At 66.1% G+C, this 15,184-nt stretch carries 18 protein-coding genes; 8 read left to right on the forward strand and 10 right to left on the reverse strand.

From position 1 onward, the window contains the following. Window positions 1-305 precede the first annotated feature (305 nt). The 3 genes from AADH62_RS12820 (at window position 306) to AADH62_RS12830 (ending at window position 2,774) form a co-directional block, all read left to right on the forward strand. A complete protein-coding gene (locus AADH62_RS12820; protein WP_341579811.1) occupies window positions 306-1,541 on the forward strand; it encodes an exonuclease domain-containing protein in 1,236 nt (411 codons plus the stop codon). A 113-nt stretch (window positions 1,542-1,654) separates the two neighbouring features. Beyond that, complete coding sequence (locus tag AADH62_RS12825; protein WP_425355690.1) at window positions 1,655-1,873, forward strand: hypothetical protein; 219 nt, start codon at window positions 1,655-1,657, stop codon at window positions 1,871-1,873. Window positions 1,874-1,883: 10 nt separating this feature from the next. Further along, window positions 1,884-2,774 carry an HNH endonuclease gene (locus AADH62_RS12830; RefSeq protein ID WP_341579812.1) on the forward strand — a complete coding sequence of 297 codons (891 nt, stop codon included), beginning with the start codon at window positions 1,884-1,886 and terminating at the stop codon, window positions 2,772-2,774. A 23-nt stretch (window positions 2,775-2,797) separates the two neighbouring features. Here AADH62_RS12830 and AADH62_RS12835 read toward each other — a convergent pair whose 3' ends face one another. From AADH62_RS12835 to AADH62_RS12855, 5 genes are all read right to left on the reverse strand, one after another. After that, a complete protein-coding gene (locus AADH62_RS12835) occupies window positions 2,798-3,787 on the reverse strand; it encodes an HNH endonuclease (RefSeq protein WP_341579813.1) in 990 nt (329 codons plus the stop codon). 143 nt (window positions 3,788-3,930) lie between these two features. Next, window positions 3,931-5,385, reverse strand: coding sequence for a hypothetical protein (locus AADH62_RS12840; protein WP_341579814.1), 1,455 nt, complete (start codon window positions 5,383-5,385; stop codon window positions 3,931-3,933). A gap of 154 nt (window positions 5,386-5,539) precedes the next feature. Continuing rightward, a complete protein-coding gene (locus AADH62_RS12845; protein ID WP_341579815.1) occupies window positions 5,540-6,178 on the reverse strand; it encodes a hypothetical protein in 639 nt (212 codons plus the stop codon). Between the two features lie 116 nt (window positions 6,179-6,294). Then, on the reverse strand, window positions 6,295-6,720 hold the full coding sequence (locus AADH62_RS12850; protein ID WP_341579816.1) for a type II toxin-antitoxin system VapC family toxin: 426 nt from the start codon (window positions 6,718-6,720) through the stop codon (window positions 6,295-6,297). Further along, window positions 6,717-6,986: a FitA-like ribbon-helix-helix domain-containing protein gene (locus AADH62_RS12855; RefSeq protein WP_341579817.1), complete on the reverse strand. Its 270-nt coding sequence runs from the start codon at window positions 6,984-6,986 to the stop codon at window positions 6,717-6,719. The genes AADH62_RS12850 and AADH62_RS12855 overlap by 4 nt, the downstream gene beginning before the upstream one ends. 84 nt (window positions 6,987-7,070) lie before the next feature. Here AADH62_RS12855 and AADH62_RS12860 point away from each other — a divergent pair, with 84 nt between their 5' ends. Next, entirely contained in the window at window positions 7,071-7,292 is a 222-nt protein-coding gene (locus AADH62_RS12860) for a ribbon-helix-helix domain-containing protein (protein WP_341579818.1), read from the forward strand. Then, on the forward strand, window positions 7,289-7,657 hold the full coding sequence (locus AADH62_RS12865) for a type II toxin-antitoxin system PemK/MazF family toxin (RefSeq protein WP_341579819.1): 369 nt from the start codon (window positions 7,289-7,291) through the stop codon (window positions 7,655-7,657). Before AADH62_RS12860 ends, AADH62_RS12865 begins: the two co-directional genes overlap by 4 nt. 6 nt (window positions 7,658-7,663) lie before the next feature. On the opposite strand, the gene AADH62_RS12870 is transcribed toward AADH62_RS12865, so the two are convergent. Continuing rightward, on the reverse strand, window positions 7,664-8,470 hold the full coding sequence (locus AADH62_RS12870; RefSeq protein ID WP_341579820.1) for a hypothetical protein: 807 nt from the start codon (window positions 8,468-8,470) through the stop codon (window positions 7,664-7,666). 176 nt (window positions 8,471-8,646) lie between these two features. On the opposite strand from AADH62_RS12870, the gene AADH62_RS12875 reads away from it, so the two are divergent. Then, window positions 8,647-10,233, forward strand: coding sequence for an HNH endonuclease signature motif containing protein (locus AADH62_RS12875; protein ID WP_341579821.1), 1,587 nt, complete (start codon window positions 8,647-8,649; stop codon window positions 10,231-10,233). 72 nt (window positions 10,234-10,305) lie between these two features. Here AADH62_RS12875 and AADH62_RS12880 read toward each other — a convergent pair whose 3' ends face one another. From AADH62_RS12880 to AADH62_RS12895, 4 genes are all read right to left on the reverse strand, one after another. After that, the gene (locus AADH62_RS12880) at window positions 10,306-11,073 is read right to left on the reverse strand and encodes a DUF2071 domain-containing protein (RefSeq protein WP_341579822.1); all 768 of its coding nucleotides are present in this window, start codon (window positions 11,071-11,073) and stop codon (window positions 10,306-10,308) included. A 59-nt stretch (window positions 11,074-11,132) separates the two neighbouring features. Further along, entirely contained in the window at window positions 11,133-11,627 is a 495-nt protein-coding gene (locus AADH62_RS12885) for a GNAT family N-acetyltransferase (RefSeq protein ID WP_292727414.1), read from the reverse strand. Between the two features lie 45 nt (window positions 11,628-11,672). Continuing rightward, window positions 11,673-12,083, reverse strand: a complete 411-nt coding sequence (locus AADH62_RS12890) for a hypothetical protein (RefSeq protein WP_292727038.1) — start codon at window positions 12,081-12,083, stop codon at window positions 11,673-11,675. 95 nt (window positions 12,084-12,178) lie between these two features. Further along, entirely contained in the window at window positions 12,179-12,826 is a 648-nt protein-coding gene (locus AADH62_RS12895; protein ID WP_341579823.1) for a DUF6226 family protein, read from the reverse strand. Window positions 12,827-12,920: 94 nt separating this feature from the next. On the opposite strand from AADH62_RS12895, the gene AADH62_RS12900 reads away from it, so the two are divergent. Continuing rightward, on the forward strand, window positions 12,921-14,369 hold the full coding sequence (locus tag AADH62_RS12900) for an HNH endonuclease (protein ID WP_341579824.1): 1,449 nt from the start codon (window positions 12,921-12,923) through the stop codon (window positions 14,367-14,369). 116 nt (window positions 14,370-14,485) lie between these two features. Beyond that, window positions 14,486-15,181, forward strand: a complete 696-nt coding sequence (locus tag AADH62_RS12905) for a Type 1 glutamine amidotransferase-like domain-containing protein (protein ID WP_341579825.1) — start codon at window positions 14,486-14,488, stop codon at window positions 15,179-15,181. Window positions 15,182-15,184: the final 3 nt, after the last annotated feature.

Raw genomic sequence — 15,184 nt, forward strand, 5'->3', positions numbered from 1 at the left:
ATGTCGTTGCGCGAGCCGTGTAATCGCGTCCCTCGCGAACGTCGTCGTGCCGGTGAGCTTGACGAGCCCCTGCTCACCGCCGAGAGCGGGTGAGACCTCCATCCGAATCTGTGTCCTGCTTTGTCCCGGCACAGGAGATTCAACCACGACCACGTTCGACCCACTCTTACCGCGAAAGAGATTCCCAAGGATTCCCATGGTGCGATCTTGTCAGACATGCCCCGCAACATTGCTAGCTGCAACCGCTAGACACGGCAGCGTTCCCGCAGGTATAGCTGTCGGCGCCTCCCGATAGAGTCTCGACCATGACATTCATGGGGGAACGTCGACGGTCGCGAGGGTTCGCAACCATCGATTTCGAGACCACCGGGCTCGTCCCCGAGAAGCATGATCGAGCGATCGAGGTCGCGGTGGTCCATTCTGACCCGGACGGCACTATCACCGGGCGGTGGGACACTCTCATCAACCCGGGGCGAGACGTTGGGCGCACCGACATCCATGGCATCAGCGCGAAGGAAGTACTACGCGCGCCCATGTTCGAAGACATCGCCGGTGAACTCGTCGATCTGCTCTCCGAACGCGTGGTCGTCGCACACAACGCGTCTTTCGATATGCGCTTCCTGCGAGCGGAGCTCGGGCGGTGCAGCTATGTCGTCGACCCGCCCCACGTGTGCACCATGCGCCTCGCGCGTCGGATTCTCTCTGGTGGGTGCCGACTGGCCGACTGCTGTGCGGCATTCGACATCGAACTCACCGGCGCTCACCGCGCGTCGGTTGACGCCTGGGCGACCGCCGAGCTTCTCGGCGCCTTCCTGAACTCGCCGACGGATGCGGATTGGGACTCGCTCCATGCGGCTACCACTCCCCTGATGCCCATGCCTGGATACCGCTCGCCCTGGCTGCCACGCGAATCGTCGGCCGCGGCATCCGCCAGCTTCGTCGAGCGGATCATCGATCGCGTGCCGGACGTGTCTAACTCCGACGAGCAAGCCGAGTACATGGCGCTGGTTGAGATGTGCTTGCTCGATCGCTATCTGGCGGAGCACGAAAAGGATGCCCTGGTAGAGCTGACGGAACGTCTTGGCATGGGGCGGTCGACGGTTCGCGAGCTTCATCTGCGCTACTTCAACGCACTGGCGGCGGTCGCCTGGGGAGACGGCGTCATCACCGAAGTCGAACATGCCGACCTCGTGACCGTCGCTCGAATCCTCGAGCTTCCAGATCGAGCAGTCGACGAGGTTCTTGCTCAGGGCGTGCCGGTGAGTTCACCCGAAGTTGCCGCCACATCAGCATCGGAGAACCGCGCGTTCACGCTGGTTGCCGGGGACCGTATCGTTCTCACGGGCGACATGAGCCGGCCACGCTCAGAGTGGGAAGAGCACCTTCGGCGAAGCGGCTTCGAGCCGTGGTCGGCGGTCACAAAGAACGTTCGGCTCGTCGTCGCAGCCGACCCTGACTCACTCTCCGGGAAAGCGCGGAAGGCGCGGGACTACGGTATTCCGATTGTCGGAGAAGCTTGGCTCATCGACACGCTCGGGTGACACGTGTCGCAGAAAGCTCAGGATAATCGGCGAGGTAGACGGAGAACGAGTCGCCCGTTGGGAGCACACCGTGGAGTGGCCATTCGCGATCTTCACAGTCCGGTTCTTGTTCCATGACGCAGCCAAGACCATGGTCTGCGTGGGTTCTCTTCGCCGTGTTGCTTGACAACAACAACCGCGAGCCCGTCGCTCGACTGCACTTCAATGGTCGCCGGAAGTATCTCGGCCTTCTCGACGAGAACAGGGAAGGGACGCGGCATCCGATCGAGTCGCTCGACGAGATCTACGAGCACGCAGGAGAGATCCGTGACGCGGTGACGCGGTACGCCTAGTGTTACGAACGTGCTGAGTCGGGAGGCAGAGCAGGCGATCCGCGCGGACGTGTTCCGTTGGCTCGATGAGCAGTTCATCGGGCGCGGTGGCTACGAAATCCACCACACCGTGCTGCGCTCCTACACCTACCAAGGCGAGCGAATGCCGCTCCTGGATCCGCAGCGGGGCATCCGCAACCCTGCCGCCTTTTCGTCGACGCTCACCATCCGTACTGTCGGAAGCGCCAATCCGTATGACGACGCGGAGTCCGATGACGGCTGGGTCACTTACTCGTATCGGCAGGGCGACGGCGGCGATAACACCAAGCTGGTGCGAGCGTGGGCGAACGGCGACCCCGTCGTGTACTTCCGAGCGGTGCGCCAGGGGTATTACTTTCCCTACTACCCGATCGTGATCGCTGAAAACGATCCGGTTGCGCGGGCGGTGCGGTTCCCTCTCGAGCAGAGCCTGCAGTTCCTCGGGGATCCCGCAAGCTACACCGACGCGCAGCGGTCCTACGCCGAGACAGTAGTGCGCACTCGGCTGCATCAGCCGATCTTCCGCGCCCGCGTGCTGCACGCGTACGCATCGGCGTGCACGGTGTGCGATCTCAAGCATCCGGAGTTGCTGGATGCAGCGCACATCGTTCCGGATGCCGCTGAACACGGCATCCCGCACGTGACCAACGGGCTTGCGATGTGCAAGATCCATCACGCCGCCTACGACCGCTCGCTCATGGGCATCACTCCCGACGGTGAGGTGCGGATCGACCGCGAGCTACTCGATGAGGTCGATGGGCCGATGCTTCGCCATGGGCTTCAAGACATGCATGGACGCCTGATCCGGATGCCGGCATCTCCCAAGGCCAAGCCCGATCGGGAGCGGCTGGCGGAGCGGTTTGCCGTGTTCGCTGGGCGGTAGGGCAAAGGAACTGCCCTACCGACTCAGACCGTCTTTCTGAGAAATCGCTCCTCCATGTGCCACTCGAGGAACCGACGATTCGGGCGGTCAGCGGGACGGTCTGGCACGGCAATCTCAGTCCCTTCTCGCGCGTAGAACCAGTCACCGTTACCGAAGCGCTCTCGCAACGCCGGACTCACCCGCAGCCGGTACTTTTCGTCTACGCCGACATAGCCATGGTCAAAGAGCGTGTGAACGTCTGACCGAAGGAGAAGCCCATTGTCGACCCGGTGTTCGCCGCCCTCCGACACAGGAAGCACGTGCGCCGCTTGCAGAACGGGACGGACTCGGTCGCCCGTTACGGCGCAGCGGTGATGAAAGTTCTCTTCTATGACGGCCTTGAACGCTTGCTGCCCAATGCGCGGGATAGTGACGATTGGTTCGCCGCGAGTGTGGCCGTAGATGACGTGGGTCGCCGCATCCGTCAACTCGCTTCTGGCGCGGTGCTTCAGAACGGCCTCAACGACGGAGTGGCCGCCGCCGACCTCCCCGATGCTGTATGTGCGTCCGCGCACGATATTCATGGCGAAGTCGTTCGGCGCCGCCAGCAGCTGGTCCTGCGGGAAGAACTGCACGGAGTTGAGAAGTACACATCCGATCTCTGGATCCTCGAGTGGCTCGAACGGCTTGCGCCGATAGCGCTCAATGCGCGCTCGCAGCTCGTCGACGGAGCGCACGCCGTTCTCCGTACCGAGCAGGCTCCACGCCTGGCTCACGTGCATGCGGGCGAAGCCCGAGAAGAGTCCTACACCGACGATGCGGTTGCTTAGTCCGGGCACGGTGCGATCTAGGTGCGTTTTGAAGAGGAACGGCTCCCCAGCACGCAAGGCTCGAAACCCCTGTGTGGGACTGGGAAACCAGAAGTTGACCTCGTCGTGAGCGAGTGATTCCGCGCTCAGCTGCCGGTACCACTCGATGTCCGTGACTCCGACGTACGCCTTCATTCGCTTCTTGCCCCCAGTGAGAGGGAGCATAGCGCGACGGTGGCGCCCACAACTGGCTCTATGCATACAAGGCGGTCAAGAGAAGTACGCACCAATGCCGCGGCATCTGGCCGAATACCTCGACCTGGCCGCCGTCCCCGGAGTGGTCCCGTGTCGCGGGTTGCCGCCTAGCCCTACCGCCCGACGATGCCGGCTGTGCCGCCGAACACCTCGTAGGCTTGGTCGAAGATGAGGTCGACGATCGCGGTGATGTCGGCATCCGTCATGCTCGCTCGCTCGAAGGCGTATGACGGAGCTTCGGCGCCGCGTGGAACGAGCCAGACCGACCGCGAATCTACGAGCAGACCCGGAACGTCCATTTCGTCCATATAGGCGCGCACCTGGCGGAAGTCCGGTGACGTCATCCACTCGCCGCCGACGGGTCGCCGCAGCGAGAGCTTCACTTCGACAGCGCCGAGCGGGATCCCATCGCACAGGATGGCGTAGTCGACGATTCGGCGCGCCAGCCGGAACTGCCGCTCGGGCACCAGCCGCGGGAGCGGAACGCGGGCATCGCCTCTACGTTCGTTGACGAATCCGAGAAGCGGGTCGACGATGTAGTCCTCGACCCGTGCCTCGACCGCGAGCATGCCCGCGGGAATGCTCGACCACGTGGGGAGATCGATGTCGACGATCGCGGGAAGCTCCACAGGACCCTCGGGAACTTGGGTGATCCGGTCGACGAGTCCCTGCTCGTCGACCCTTGCCGCCGTGAAGGTGAGCCGCGCGATCGCGCGAGGCGAGAGGTACTTTCCCCCTTTGCCGCGAAGGAGCAGGTGGCCATCAGTTGCCGCCTTGAGCTCCTCGTAGGCGATCGGCTCGATCTCGACCAGCGGCGTCAGATAACACCACCACTGATTCGGGTCGAACTCGTCATCAGGTGAGCGCTCCACCCCTGTCTCGAGGAACGGGCGCGACGCGATACGAGCGACGAAACAGGCCGCCTTCCGCGGGGCGAGGAAGTACACGAGCGCGAGGTCACCGACGTCCGCGTTCTTCGGCGCGGTCCATTGCAGGTCGTAGAGCCCAACCCCTCCCTTCTGTCGGGAGTCGTCGAGTTCTTCGGGTTCCGGATAGGACGCCTCTGACCCGATGAAGATCCATGCTGCACGAGGTCGCTCGTCGGTCGGATCGCCGACGTCGAGGTACCCTGCACGCGGCGGCTCGGCAATGCCGCCGCTGTCCCAGGCATCCGCAAAGGCGCTCACATCGCTCGTGATGCCCATGAGCTGCAGGTTGTCCACCGAGCGCTCGAAACGAAGGCGCGGCCATACGGTGATCCCGTCCAGATCGTCGGCGGCATGGCCCAGGGCCAAGACACTGGCGTAAGGCAAGGGCTGACGGTTAAACCAGTCCTCGATCGAGGCGTCGCTGAGCGCATCCTCATGAGCCGGCTCATAGAACAGAACCGAGATCCGGACGCGCGATTCCCCCTCTTGCAGTCTCGCGACGAAGATACCGTCCCACCCGTCGAACACGACGGACGTGGCATCCCACTCGATATCGGCGTCGTCACGCGCGAAATTCGCGACTATACCTTCGAGCGCCGGATGTTGCTGCCCCTGAATCCACGTACTGGACACGCTCATGACAGTGCTCTCCTCCGACGATCGGTAACCTGCCTTCTTGCTATCGGGTCAGCGACGGAGTGTCTCTGTCAGTTTCGGGAACAGTCGGTAATCGCCGCGTTTCGCATCAATCCCGCGGCGTTGCATGGATGACGAACACATCGCGTGGAGCGACTCACGGAGCACTGACACTGGGAGGCGCTCCCACCGCACGCCGAAGCGCCTGACCGTACAGGGCCGGGTCGTCGCGGGTCATGGATGACACGACGAGATGCTGAGACGTGATCCTTCGGGAGAAGTCGATGCCGTAGGGAAGAACGATGATGGATTCGATGCCGTCGCGCCACGCTCCGATGAGATCGGAAAGGCCCCTTCGTTCGGGTGCCTCATCGAGTGGTCGGGGCAAATCGTGCAGGGTCTGCATCCATTGCCACAACGCATCGCGGTCGATGCCTTCGCTTCCGTACTGCGTCTCCCACATCGGCGGGAGGTGGGCGGCCAGATCGGCAAGCGCGGCCTGAGGATCAATCCGCGCGGCATCCCGGTATTGGATTCCTCCGCCATCCACGTACCACGCCCAAGCGGCGTGCCACGTCTCGACCCAGCGCTCAGACCAGACGTCCGGCGACGGCGATTCTGGCCTCATCGAGTTCCCGGGCGTGGGCGGCGGCGCCAGCGCGGGGATGTCCATATCTCGAGCGATGTCCCACACGTCGCGGACGAACAGCAGCGTGAGCAGGTTGTTGGGCTGATCGACGCTGATCACCATGTCGTGGGGCCAGGGCTCGCCCGACAGCTCGTGCACAGACCGCATGTCGCCTCCTTGATCACACCTGGGCGCTCTGAGCCCCGATGGAGACTGAGACTGAGACGCCGTCTACACAGTGTGACGGACTTAGAGACGCGAAGCTCGACCGCGTTCTCGGGAAGCTAGGCGAAGACCTCGACGCGTGCGGCCACGCCAGGAACGTTCCCGAGGCGGGCGTCACAGGTCACAAGCGTGGCATTCGTGAGTTCGGCAAGCGCGAGGTATCCAGCATCGTAGGTTGTCACGTTCGCCCGCAGCTGCCACGCCCGCGCCGACAGAAGGTGCCACGGCCAGAGGTCGATCGGAAACTGGGCGAAGAGGTCGCGCGCGGCATCCGTTTGCACTGTCGAGATCTTTCGGCCCCGCTCCAGGCCACGCAATGCACTGTCAACCTCGGTGGGCGAAAGGTGCGGCGCGAGCAGCGTCGCATCCGCGAGACGGGCCGCAATGCGGTCTCCAAGCTCGCCACCTGACGCGACCATGGCCACAACGGCTGATGCGTCGAGCACCACGAGCGCGGATGCCGCGCGGTCGGCATCCGTTGTCACCGACGCCCCTCGTTGACAGCGGCGACGATCTCGCCCGCTGTCAGGGCGGGATTCACACTGGCGCCCAGTCGCGCTCGCACCGCTGCGTCGGCCGCGCTGGGCGTGCTCGCGATGCGGACGAACTCCGCGCTCAGGAACTCCTGCAGCGACCTGCCCGACCGCGCCGCGCGGGCAGCGAGCTCGTCGCGCACCTCATCGGGCACGTTGCGGATCGTGATGTTCACCGGCATGGCATCAGGGTAGGCGCGGATGCCTGCATTCTGCATGCATTCCTCCCCCATCGCGTACTTGTTCTCTCGGATCCCCAACTCACTCCACCTGCGATCTTGCTACTTCGGTAGCATCCAAGAGTGGTGCATGTGAAAGTCAGCCTCAGTCTCAGCACCGATGACCTCGCGTTCCTCGACGACCAGACGCGGGCCGGCGTCTATTCCAGTCGATCCGCGGCGGTGCAAGACGCCGTGCGGGTGCTGCGCGAAGAACGACTCGCGGATGCCTACGCCGACGCCTTCGCCGAACCCGCCGACGACGCGTGGGATGCGGCATCCGGCGACGGACTTGCGCGGCCGTGACGGATCCTGTGCGCGCGTTGCGACGCGGTCACGTCGTGCTCGTCGATCTCGATCCAGCCGTCGGATCCGAAGCCGCGCGAACTCGCCCGGCCATCGTTGTGAGCAACGCGACAGCGAACCTCAGCGCTGCGCGCACCGGGCACGGGGTGATCACGGTCGTGCCGGTGACGTCGAACGTCTCGACGGTGCATCCGTTTCAGGTGTTTCTCTCGCCGGAAGAATCGGGACTCCCCCGGCCCAGCAAAGCCCAGGCCGAACAGGTGCGCGCAGTGTCGATTTCGCGTGTGAGCCGCGTCACTGGCCGCATCACCGCTGAATCGCTCGGCGCTCTCGACGACGCGTTGCGGCTGCACCTGTCTTTGTAACGGCGCTCAGCCCACCCACACCGTCGCGAGCACGAGCGCGGCGGGCGCCAGAGGGAGGACCCATCCGAGGAGCGCGTCGGTGCGGCATCCGTCTGTTCGCTCGAGGTCGCGGCGGGCGCGCCATCCGGTCACCACCCAGACGGATGCCGAGGCCGCCAGCACCAGCAGTGTCACGACGCGAACGGATGCCGTGACCTCGAAACCTGCGAGCAGTGTCGTGATCTGCGCGAAGGCGATGACACCCCACGGCACGATCGCGACGGCGGATCCGAGGGCGAACGCGGGACCGCCGAAGCGGCCGGTCGCGGCGCGGTGGTCGCGGACGATGAGGAAGAGCGCTCCGGCGGCGCCCAGCGCGTAGATCGGGACAAGACTCGTGACCTCGGTGATGCCGTTCAGCTGCGCTACCAGGAACGTTCCGACGCCGGCGAGTTGCGAGTACTCGATCCAGCGCCAGGTGTGGCGATCCGCTGCGGCATCCGTGGCGTGACGGCGGCGGACGACAGGGACGACCAGGAGGAGGCGCATCGCGGCGACGAAGAGCAGGAGCGTCGCGATCGCCGCGGCCATCTGGACGCCGGGCAACACGACGGGCGTCGGCGCGACGACGATGATCATCCCGCCGTCGGCCGGTGCGATTCCGGGTGGGGTGAGGGTGAGCGTGATGAGGGGCGCGAAGCCCGACTGCAGGTTCGAGGCGACGAGGGCAACGACGGCGAGGATGACGGCCACGGCCGCGACGGCGAGGTCAGCGCGCGGCACGGGCGGGGTGCCCGTCGGTGCGTCGTTGCGCGGGCGGGTGGGGTTGTTCATGCCGCTCCTTTTCCGGACCTGGGTGCACCGATGTCGGTCTGGCGTCGAGCTTAGGTCGGTGCGTTCGCGGGCGTCGGTTCCTCCCCAGGCGGCTTGGGAAATGACCTGTCCACAGGCTTTTTTCGGGTCGGTGCCGGCGGGCGATGAATGTCGGAGGTCGGTGAGAGAGTGAGCGTATGAACATCCTCACGGCGATGCGCGAGCGGCTTGACCGCCTTGCGGTTTTCGCTGAGCTGGATGTCGAGCCTTCGAGCCTTCCGTCGGGCGCCGCTGCGCTCAGTGATGCGTCGGTGCTGGAGGTGCTGCGCGAGGTCACGGGAATCGCGAACGATGCGGAACGTTTGCAGTCGGTGGTCGCAGGCGTCGCTGCGCAGCGATCGAAGCGCGAGAACGGACATTCCGGGCTTGCCGCTACGCAGGGGCACGCGTCACCCGTTTCGCTTGTGCAGTCGATCACCGGCGGCACGCGCGCTGACGCACTGCGGCAGGTTCGTGTCGGGCAGTCGTTGCTCGATGGTGCGGACGCGGGTGCGGGTGGCGCCTCGGGTGCTGAGCCGGCACCGGCGACGGATGACTCCCCCCACGCGACCCGCGCGCCGTGGCACGCGCCGTTGCAGGCCGCCCTGTGGGCTGGGCGGTTGACGACGGCCCAGCACGATGCGATTCGCAGTGGTCTGGGTGAGCCCGAGGCTGAGGGTGTAGACCCGGCATCCGCCGTGCTCGCGTGGTCGGTCGCAGCCGAGACCCTCATCGATGAGGCGGTGGCTGGGGCGTCCGTTGAAGAGCTGCGGTCGCGGGCCCGGCAGTTGCGAGACATCCTCGACCCGGTCGGCGCCGAGAACCGGTTCCAGGAGCGGTATGAGAAGCGGTCGCTGCGCACATGGATCGACCAACACGGACAGCACCACGGCCACATCGTTTTCGACGATGAGATGGCGCTCTGGTTGCGGTCGACCTTCGCCGCCGCGCTGCGCCCCCGGCGGGGTGGCCCCCGGTTCATCTCGGATGCCGACCGCGCCGCAGCGAAGGAACTCTCGGACGATCCGCGCAGCAACGAGCAACTCGAATACGACCTGTTCGTCGATCTCATCCGTGCCGGGGCACTCGCCAACGCCTCCGATGTCTTCGGGGCACGTCAACCCGGGGTGCGGATCGTCATGGTCGGCGATGCGACCGGGCCGCGGGATCCGATCGGGCGGCTCATCAAGACCGGGCACGCCGAAGACGGCGGCGACGCCCTTCCCGGATCGGTCGTCGACCGCAACATCTGCATGAACGGAACCGTGACCGTCACCGTCGATTCCGGCGGCAACCCGCTCGATGTCGGACACGAGCAGCGCCTGTTCACGACGAAACAGAAGATCGCGCTGGCCGTGCGCGACGGTGGATGCGCCGGTGAAGGATGCCCCGTGCCGGCCTCATACTGCGAAGCACACCACATCGACCACGTCGCCACAGAGAACGGCCGAACCGACATCGACCGCGGCATACTGCTCTGTCGGTTCCACCACATGCAGCTCCACAACAACAGGTGGAAGATCATCCGCGACGGCCACGGCGCGTTCATTCTCGTGCCGCCCGCGGGTCATCTGGGCCCCGGCGGCGAACCGGCGACGCCACGCGCACTGCGAACGAAAGCTCCCTGGGCATGGGCGTGGGATCCGCCGCCACCACCCGACAGACCACCCTGGCGGGAGGGAAGACCCCCGGCGAGTGGAGAGGTTGCGCTCGCCAGGCATACGGAGGCCACGCTCGCGGGGTGACCACACGGCATCGAACGACGCGGAGGGATATCGAGACGGGGATGCGTGCCTTCCGAGCCGTGAAAGACCCGCTCAGCGCACCCGCACGGGAGCCGCGAACTGGGTGACGAAGCCAGGATGATCCATTGGCATCGCCAGCACCGAATCCGGCCGGCGCGCTGCAAGGTCCTCGAATCCTCGGTCAGCGAGAAGCCCATCGCGGATGCCGAGCAGCTCCGCCCGCCGCAATGGCCACGGCTCGTGCGCATTGGCTGCCCAGATCGTCCGCCCCAGGTGCCGCTCGTGAAAGCCCCACCGCGCAGTGAGGAAGCGCGACAGCTCGTCATCCACAACCTCATCACCGACCCGCACACGCAGTCGCGTTCCCGGGCCGCGGGCCGCGCCATCCACCCGCCGGCGCCGACAGCGGTACTCGACTGTATGGGCATCCTGCGCGTCGGCATCCATCGAATCGACGCGATGGCCGATGCTCGCCCACCGGTACGGCAGCCCGAACAGCGCATTCGCCGCCAGCACCGGGATGAGGTGCTCAGCCTCCAGGGTCAGGAACACCACCCCACGCCGGCCCTCGTCGTCGATGCCGTACGTTCGCACGTTGATCTCGTTGAACGTTCCGAGAAAGCGCACCGGCGGGGCGGGCAGGAACTGGAACTTCGAGAGGACGAACGGAACAAGCCCGATCCACCCCGACCCGTCGAACACGTCCGGGCGCACCCCCGGCGGCAGCAGCGGCGCCAAGCGCGCGGCATCCACCCGCCAATGCAGGAAGATGGCGCGCGACCAGCGCTGCGCGATGACCGCCCGACCCGGCAGCGGCGGGGCATCGTGCGAGAAGGCCATGCCCCCATTCTTGCGTTGCGCCGTCGGCGCGGCTCCATCCGCTCGCGGCGGCGACGGAATCAGCGGACCATCCGCACCGAGCTCAGCAGCGGACGGTGTTCATCTTCACGACGAAGGCCGTCGAGCGCGAAGCCATTGCGCTCGTAGAACCGGATCGCGCGGGGGTTGCGCTCGGCGACCCACAACATCGCACGGGCGTCGCCGAGGACAGCATCCAGCAGCGCCTGAGCCAGCCCCGTGCCGTACTCGCTCCCGAGGACGTAGATCAGCAAAAGCTGTCGCTCACGCGGAACGTCCTCGCCCTCGGCGCCGTGCGCCTCCCCCGCCATCGCGATGCCGACGATCTGCCCGTCCCGGATGCCGACACGAAACACGGCGCCTGGCGGCGGATCCTGCAGGGTGCCCCGCCACCACTGCCTGCGCGACTCCGCGTACTCGGGCGTGAAGAAGTCGTCGGGAAGGAGATGGGTGTAGGCCTCCTGCCAGCTCTGGACGAGTACTGCAGCCCACGCGTCGGCATCCGTTGCGTCGGCGGCGCGTATCGTCCAGGTCATCCGGCCATGGTGCCACGAGTCGGCGCGACGACGGGGATGATCGGGCTACCCGACCGGCTCCAGCTCGAGCAGAGTACCGGGACCGACGTCCACGACCACCGAGTCGGCGGGCGTCACACCGTCGGGCGCGGCGATCCGAAAAGTCGTCGGCCCCAGGTCCGCCGTGCACACCGGCCCACCTTCGCTTTCGAGCTCGATGCTGAACTGGCCGGGAGCCGTCTCGTCCAGCGACACCGGAGCATTCGGGCATGAACTGCTGCCCCACGTGATCACGAACCAGTCCTCGCCGTTGTCTGCCCATACGACCGCCGGCTTCGGATCCAGCCCGTCGAACTCGACGCTCGACGCCTCAGGCGGTAGGTCCCGGAGTTTCTCCGAGTAGAACGTGCCGCATCCGGTGAGCAACAGCGCTCCCGCAAGCAGACCCGCGGCCACTGCCGCCACCCGATGCCCCATTGACCAATACTCTCGCCTCGCCACGCCCGATTGACCGACCGATATCAAACCGAGAGCTGACTGGTCGTCGCCCGCGGCAGTGGACGGCGGGCGGGTCAAGATTCAACCGCGACGCGGGGCCATGACGCCCAGCCGTCGGAGAGCGCTCGCAAGAACGGGCGCGCCGCCTCGACCCGGACGGCGGGAAGGTCCGTGACGCCGCGCCCACCCCGACTCGTGCCGTCCGGGTTCGCGAGCGTGAACTCGATCCACGGTTCGCGCCCCTCGGTGACGCTCTCGCGGTATCGCCCACCGACGACCGCGAACACGTGCCGCTCGAGCTCGTCAGCCTCCGCCTCCCACGTCGAGTCGCACGCATCGCAGCCGCACATCGGGTAGAAGAAGTCATGAAGCAGGCCCGCGTGCACGAAGACTCCCGGATAGTCGGTGTAGACCAGCGTGAGACCAGCGCATCGCGGATCGTTCGGCTCAATGCGCACCGCCCGCACGAAGGGCCTGCTCGGGCGAAGGAGATCGCCCACGACATCCGGACCCTCCGTGATCCGCACGTCATAGGTCTCAGCGAGATGCGCCACGAGCGCATCGGCGACCGTGTGGAGCGGAGCGAACCGTTCGAGGTGCGTGTCGACCGAATAGGTGTCGGTTGGGGGTGAGTCCTCCCAGCGCTTCCCGTACTCGATGACCTGGCCGTCGGCGTCACGGAACACCGGCGAATCGATCGACGGGCGTCGGTAGGAGCTCACCCGGCCATTCTTCCCCCGATACATCAAGGGTCAGCTTCTCCACAGCCCGCGCGATCCCGGATGCAATGTCGGAGGGTCCTCATAACATTAGAACATGTATTCGAACCACGTCCCCGGGGTGAGCGAGGCGGGCAACGCCACGCTCGCCGCCATCGTGGCGGATGCAGAGGGCATCGAGGTGGCGCTCTCGGCTGCGCAGGTGGCGCGGGTACGGATGCTGGCGCGGGCCGGCCACCTCGCCGAAGATCTCGCATCCGAGTCCGCGCAGCGCGTGCGCGAGCACGACATGATGCTCCGATCGATTTCTGCGGAGCTCGCGGGCGTGCTGCGCACCAGCGACCGGTCGATCCAGCGGCAGATCGGAGAGGCCCGCACGTGGGTCGATGACTATCCCCTCACCCTCGACGCGTGGGAAGCCGGACTGATCACCCGCGCGCACGCGACACTGATCTCCGAGTTCGGCAGCATCCTCCCCGCCGATTCCCGGAGCGAGTTCGAGATCCTCGCTATCGAGATCTGCCTCGAAAAGACACCCGGGCGCGCTCGTGTCGACCTGCAACACCTTGCCGAGCAGCTCCATCCCCGCACCCTCGCCGAGCGACACATCGATGCGCGGCGCCGTCGCCGGGTCGGCGTCAACCAACTTCCCGACGGGATGTCAGAACTCGTCACCGTGCTTCCCACGCTCCTCACCGATGCCATCTATGATCGCCTCACGCAGCAGGCCCGTGCCGTCGTCGATGCGCGTAGCACCACGGCCGGTCGCGCACTCGGTCCCGCCGCGGCAACCGCACAAGCATCCAGCCCGTACCTGGACGCGGGCACACACGACACGGATGCCGAACCCGACGTCCGCAGCATGGACGAGATCCGCGCGGACGTACTCGCCGACATGCTCCTGACCGGCTCACCACTTGCCGATCCGACCATCGACGGTGATGGCATCGGAACGCTCGGCGCCATCCGCGCGAAGGTTCAGATCGTCGTACCTGCCCTTGCACTTCTGGGGCGCGACGACGCGCCCGCCGGCGACACCGGCACGATCGACCTCGTCGGAAGTTCCCCCATCGACCCCGCCACCGCCCGTCGCCTCGCCGGGGCAAGCGGCCAGTGGTGGGAACGCATCGTCACCCATCCCGTAACCGGCGCGGTGCTCCACACCGACACGTATCAGCGCACCGCCGCCATCGACCGGCACCTGCGCGCCCGCGACAAACACTGCCGCTTCCCCGGATGCCGCATGCCAGCCATCCGTTGTGAGGTTGATCACACCATCGACCACGCACTCGGCGGCAGAACCGACGTCTGCAACCTCGCTCACCTGTGCCAACGACACCACTCGATGAAGCAGTTCACGGCCTGGAAAGTTCGACAACTTCCGGGTGGTGTCCTCGAATGGACCTCACCCCTCGGCCGCATCTACACGGAACACCCCACAAGCCCCACCGTGCAGTTCGTGCCGTCTCCTCCACCGGGACCACCAGCACCTGCGCCCGAGAACGTCGCGCCCAGTGCACCCGACGATCCGCCCGCGCCCTTCTGAATCACGCGCACCGTTCGGAGTTTCCTCTCGGCCGTCGCGGATGATGCAGACCGCTTGACATCCGTGTAGCGATCTGGCGTGCTGGGGAGGCGCGCCCGCGCCGAGAAGGAGAACCAATGCGCCTGCTGTTGACCTCCGGCGGAGTGACCAATCCCAGCATCCGGGCCGCACTCGTCGACCTGCTCGGCAAGCCCATCGAGGAGTCGACGGCCCTGTGCATTCCGACAGCAATGTACGGGCATCCGTGGCTCGGACCGGGAGTGAAGGCGTGGGAGTTCGCGGCCGGCCAGGAACCCGGCAACCCGATGGTTTCGCTCGGCTGGAGATCCGTCGGGCTCCTCGAGCTGACGGCGCTGCCGAGCCTCCCCGACGAGCGATGGATGCCGCAGGTGCGCGACGCCGACGCCCTGCTCGTCTCAGGCGGTGACGCGATCTACCTTCACCACTGGCTACGCGAATCGCGGATGCTGGACCTGCTCGACGACCTCGACGACACCGTCTGGGTTGGCATGAGCGCCGGCAGCATGGTCATGACGCCAAGGATCGGCGAGGAGTTCGTCGGCTGGCAATCCCCGCTCGGCGACCGCGGACTCGGCGTCGTCGACTTCGCAATCTATCCACATCTCGCCGTCGGCGATCGACCCGGCAACTCGATCGAGGTCGCCTCGACCTGGGCATCCAAGATCGACATCCCCGCGTATGTCATGGATGACGACACAGCGATCGTCGTCGACAGCGACCGGGTCGACGTCGTCTCGGAAGGCGTCTGGCACCGGCTCAACGACGAGGACCGCGCGTCGAGAAGAGGATAAACC

The sequence above is a fragment of the Microbacterium schleiferi genome (assembly GCF_038150145.1).
Classification (GTDB): domain Bacteria; phylum Actinomycetota; class Actinomycetes; order Actinomycetales; family Microbacteriaceae; genus Microbacterium; species Microbacterium schleiferi_B.

What these genes read in the sequence shown, in the direction of transcription:
- AADH62_RS12820 (WP_341579811.1), top strand. Translation starts at nt 306, where the DNA reads ATGACATTCATGGGGGAACGTCGACGGTCGCGAGGGTTCGCAACCATC.
- AADH62_RS12825 (WP_425355690.1), top strand. Translation starts at nt 1,655, where the DNA reads ATGACGCAGCCAAGACCATGGTCTGCGTGGGTTCTCTTCGCCGTGTTG.
- AADH62_RS12835 (WP_341579813.1), bottom strand. Translation starts at nt 3,787, where the DNA reads ATGCTCCCTCTCACTGGGGGCAAGAAGCGAATGAAGGCGTACGTCGGA.
- AADH62_RS12840 (WP_341579814.1), bottom strand. Translation starts at nt 5,385, where the DNA reads ATGAGCGTGTCCAGTACGTGGATTCAGGGGCAGCAACATCCGGCGCTC.
- AADH62_RS12845 (WP_341579815.1), bottom strand. Translation starts at nt 6,178, where the DNA reads ATGCGGTCTGTGCACGAGCTGTCGGGCGAGCCCTGGCCCCACGACATG.
- AADH62_RS12855 (WP_341579817.1), bottom strand. Translation starts at nt 6,986, where the DNA reads ATGCAGAATGCAGGCATCCGCGCCTACCCTGATGCCATGCCGGTGAAC.
- AADH62_RS12870 (WP_341579820.1), bottom strand. Translation starts at nt 8,470, where the DNA reads ATGAACAACCCCACCCGCCCGCGCAACGACGCACCGACGGGCACCCCG.
- AADH62_RS12875 (WP_341579821.1), top strand. Translation starts at nt 8,647, where the DNA reads ATGAACATCCTCACGGCGATGCGCGAGCGGCTTGACCGCCTTGCGGTT.
- AADH62_RS12880 (WP_341579822.1), bottom strand. Translation starts at nt 11,073, where the DNA reads ATGGCCTTCTCGCACGATGCCCCGCCGCTGCCGGGTCGGGCGGTCATC.
- AADH62_RS12885 (WP_292727414.1), bottom strand. Translation starts at nt 11,627, where the DNA reads ATGACCTGGACGATACGCGCCGCCGACGCAACGGATGCCGACGCGTGG.
- AADH62_RS12890 (WP_292727038.1), bottom strand. Translation starts at nt 12,083, where the DNA reads ATGGGGCATCGGGTGGCGGCAGTGGCCGCGGGTCTGCTTGCGGGAGCG.
- AADH62_RS12900 (WP_341579824.1), top strand. Translation starts at nt 12,921, where the DNA reads ATGTATTCGAACCACGTCCCCGGGGTGAGCGAGGCGGGCAACGCCACG.
- AADH62_RS12905 (WP_341579825.1), top strand. Translation starts at nt 14,486, where the DNA reads ATGCGCCTGCTGTTGACCTCCGGCGGAGTGACCAATCCCAGCATCCGG.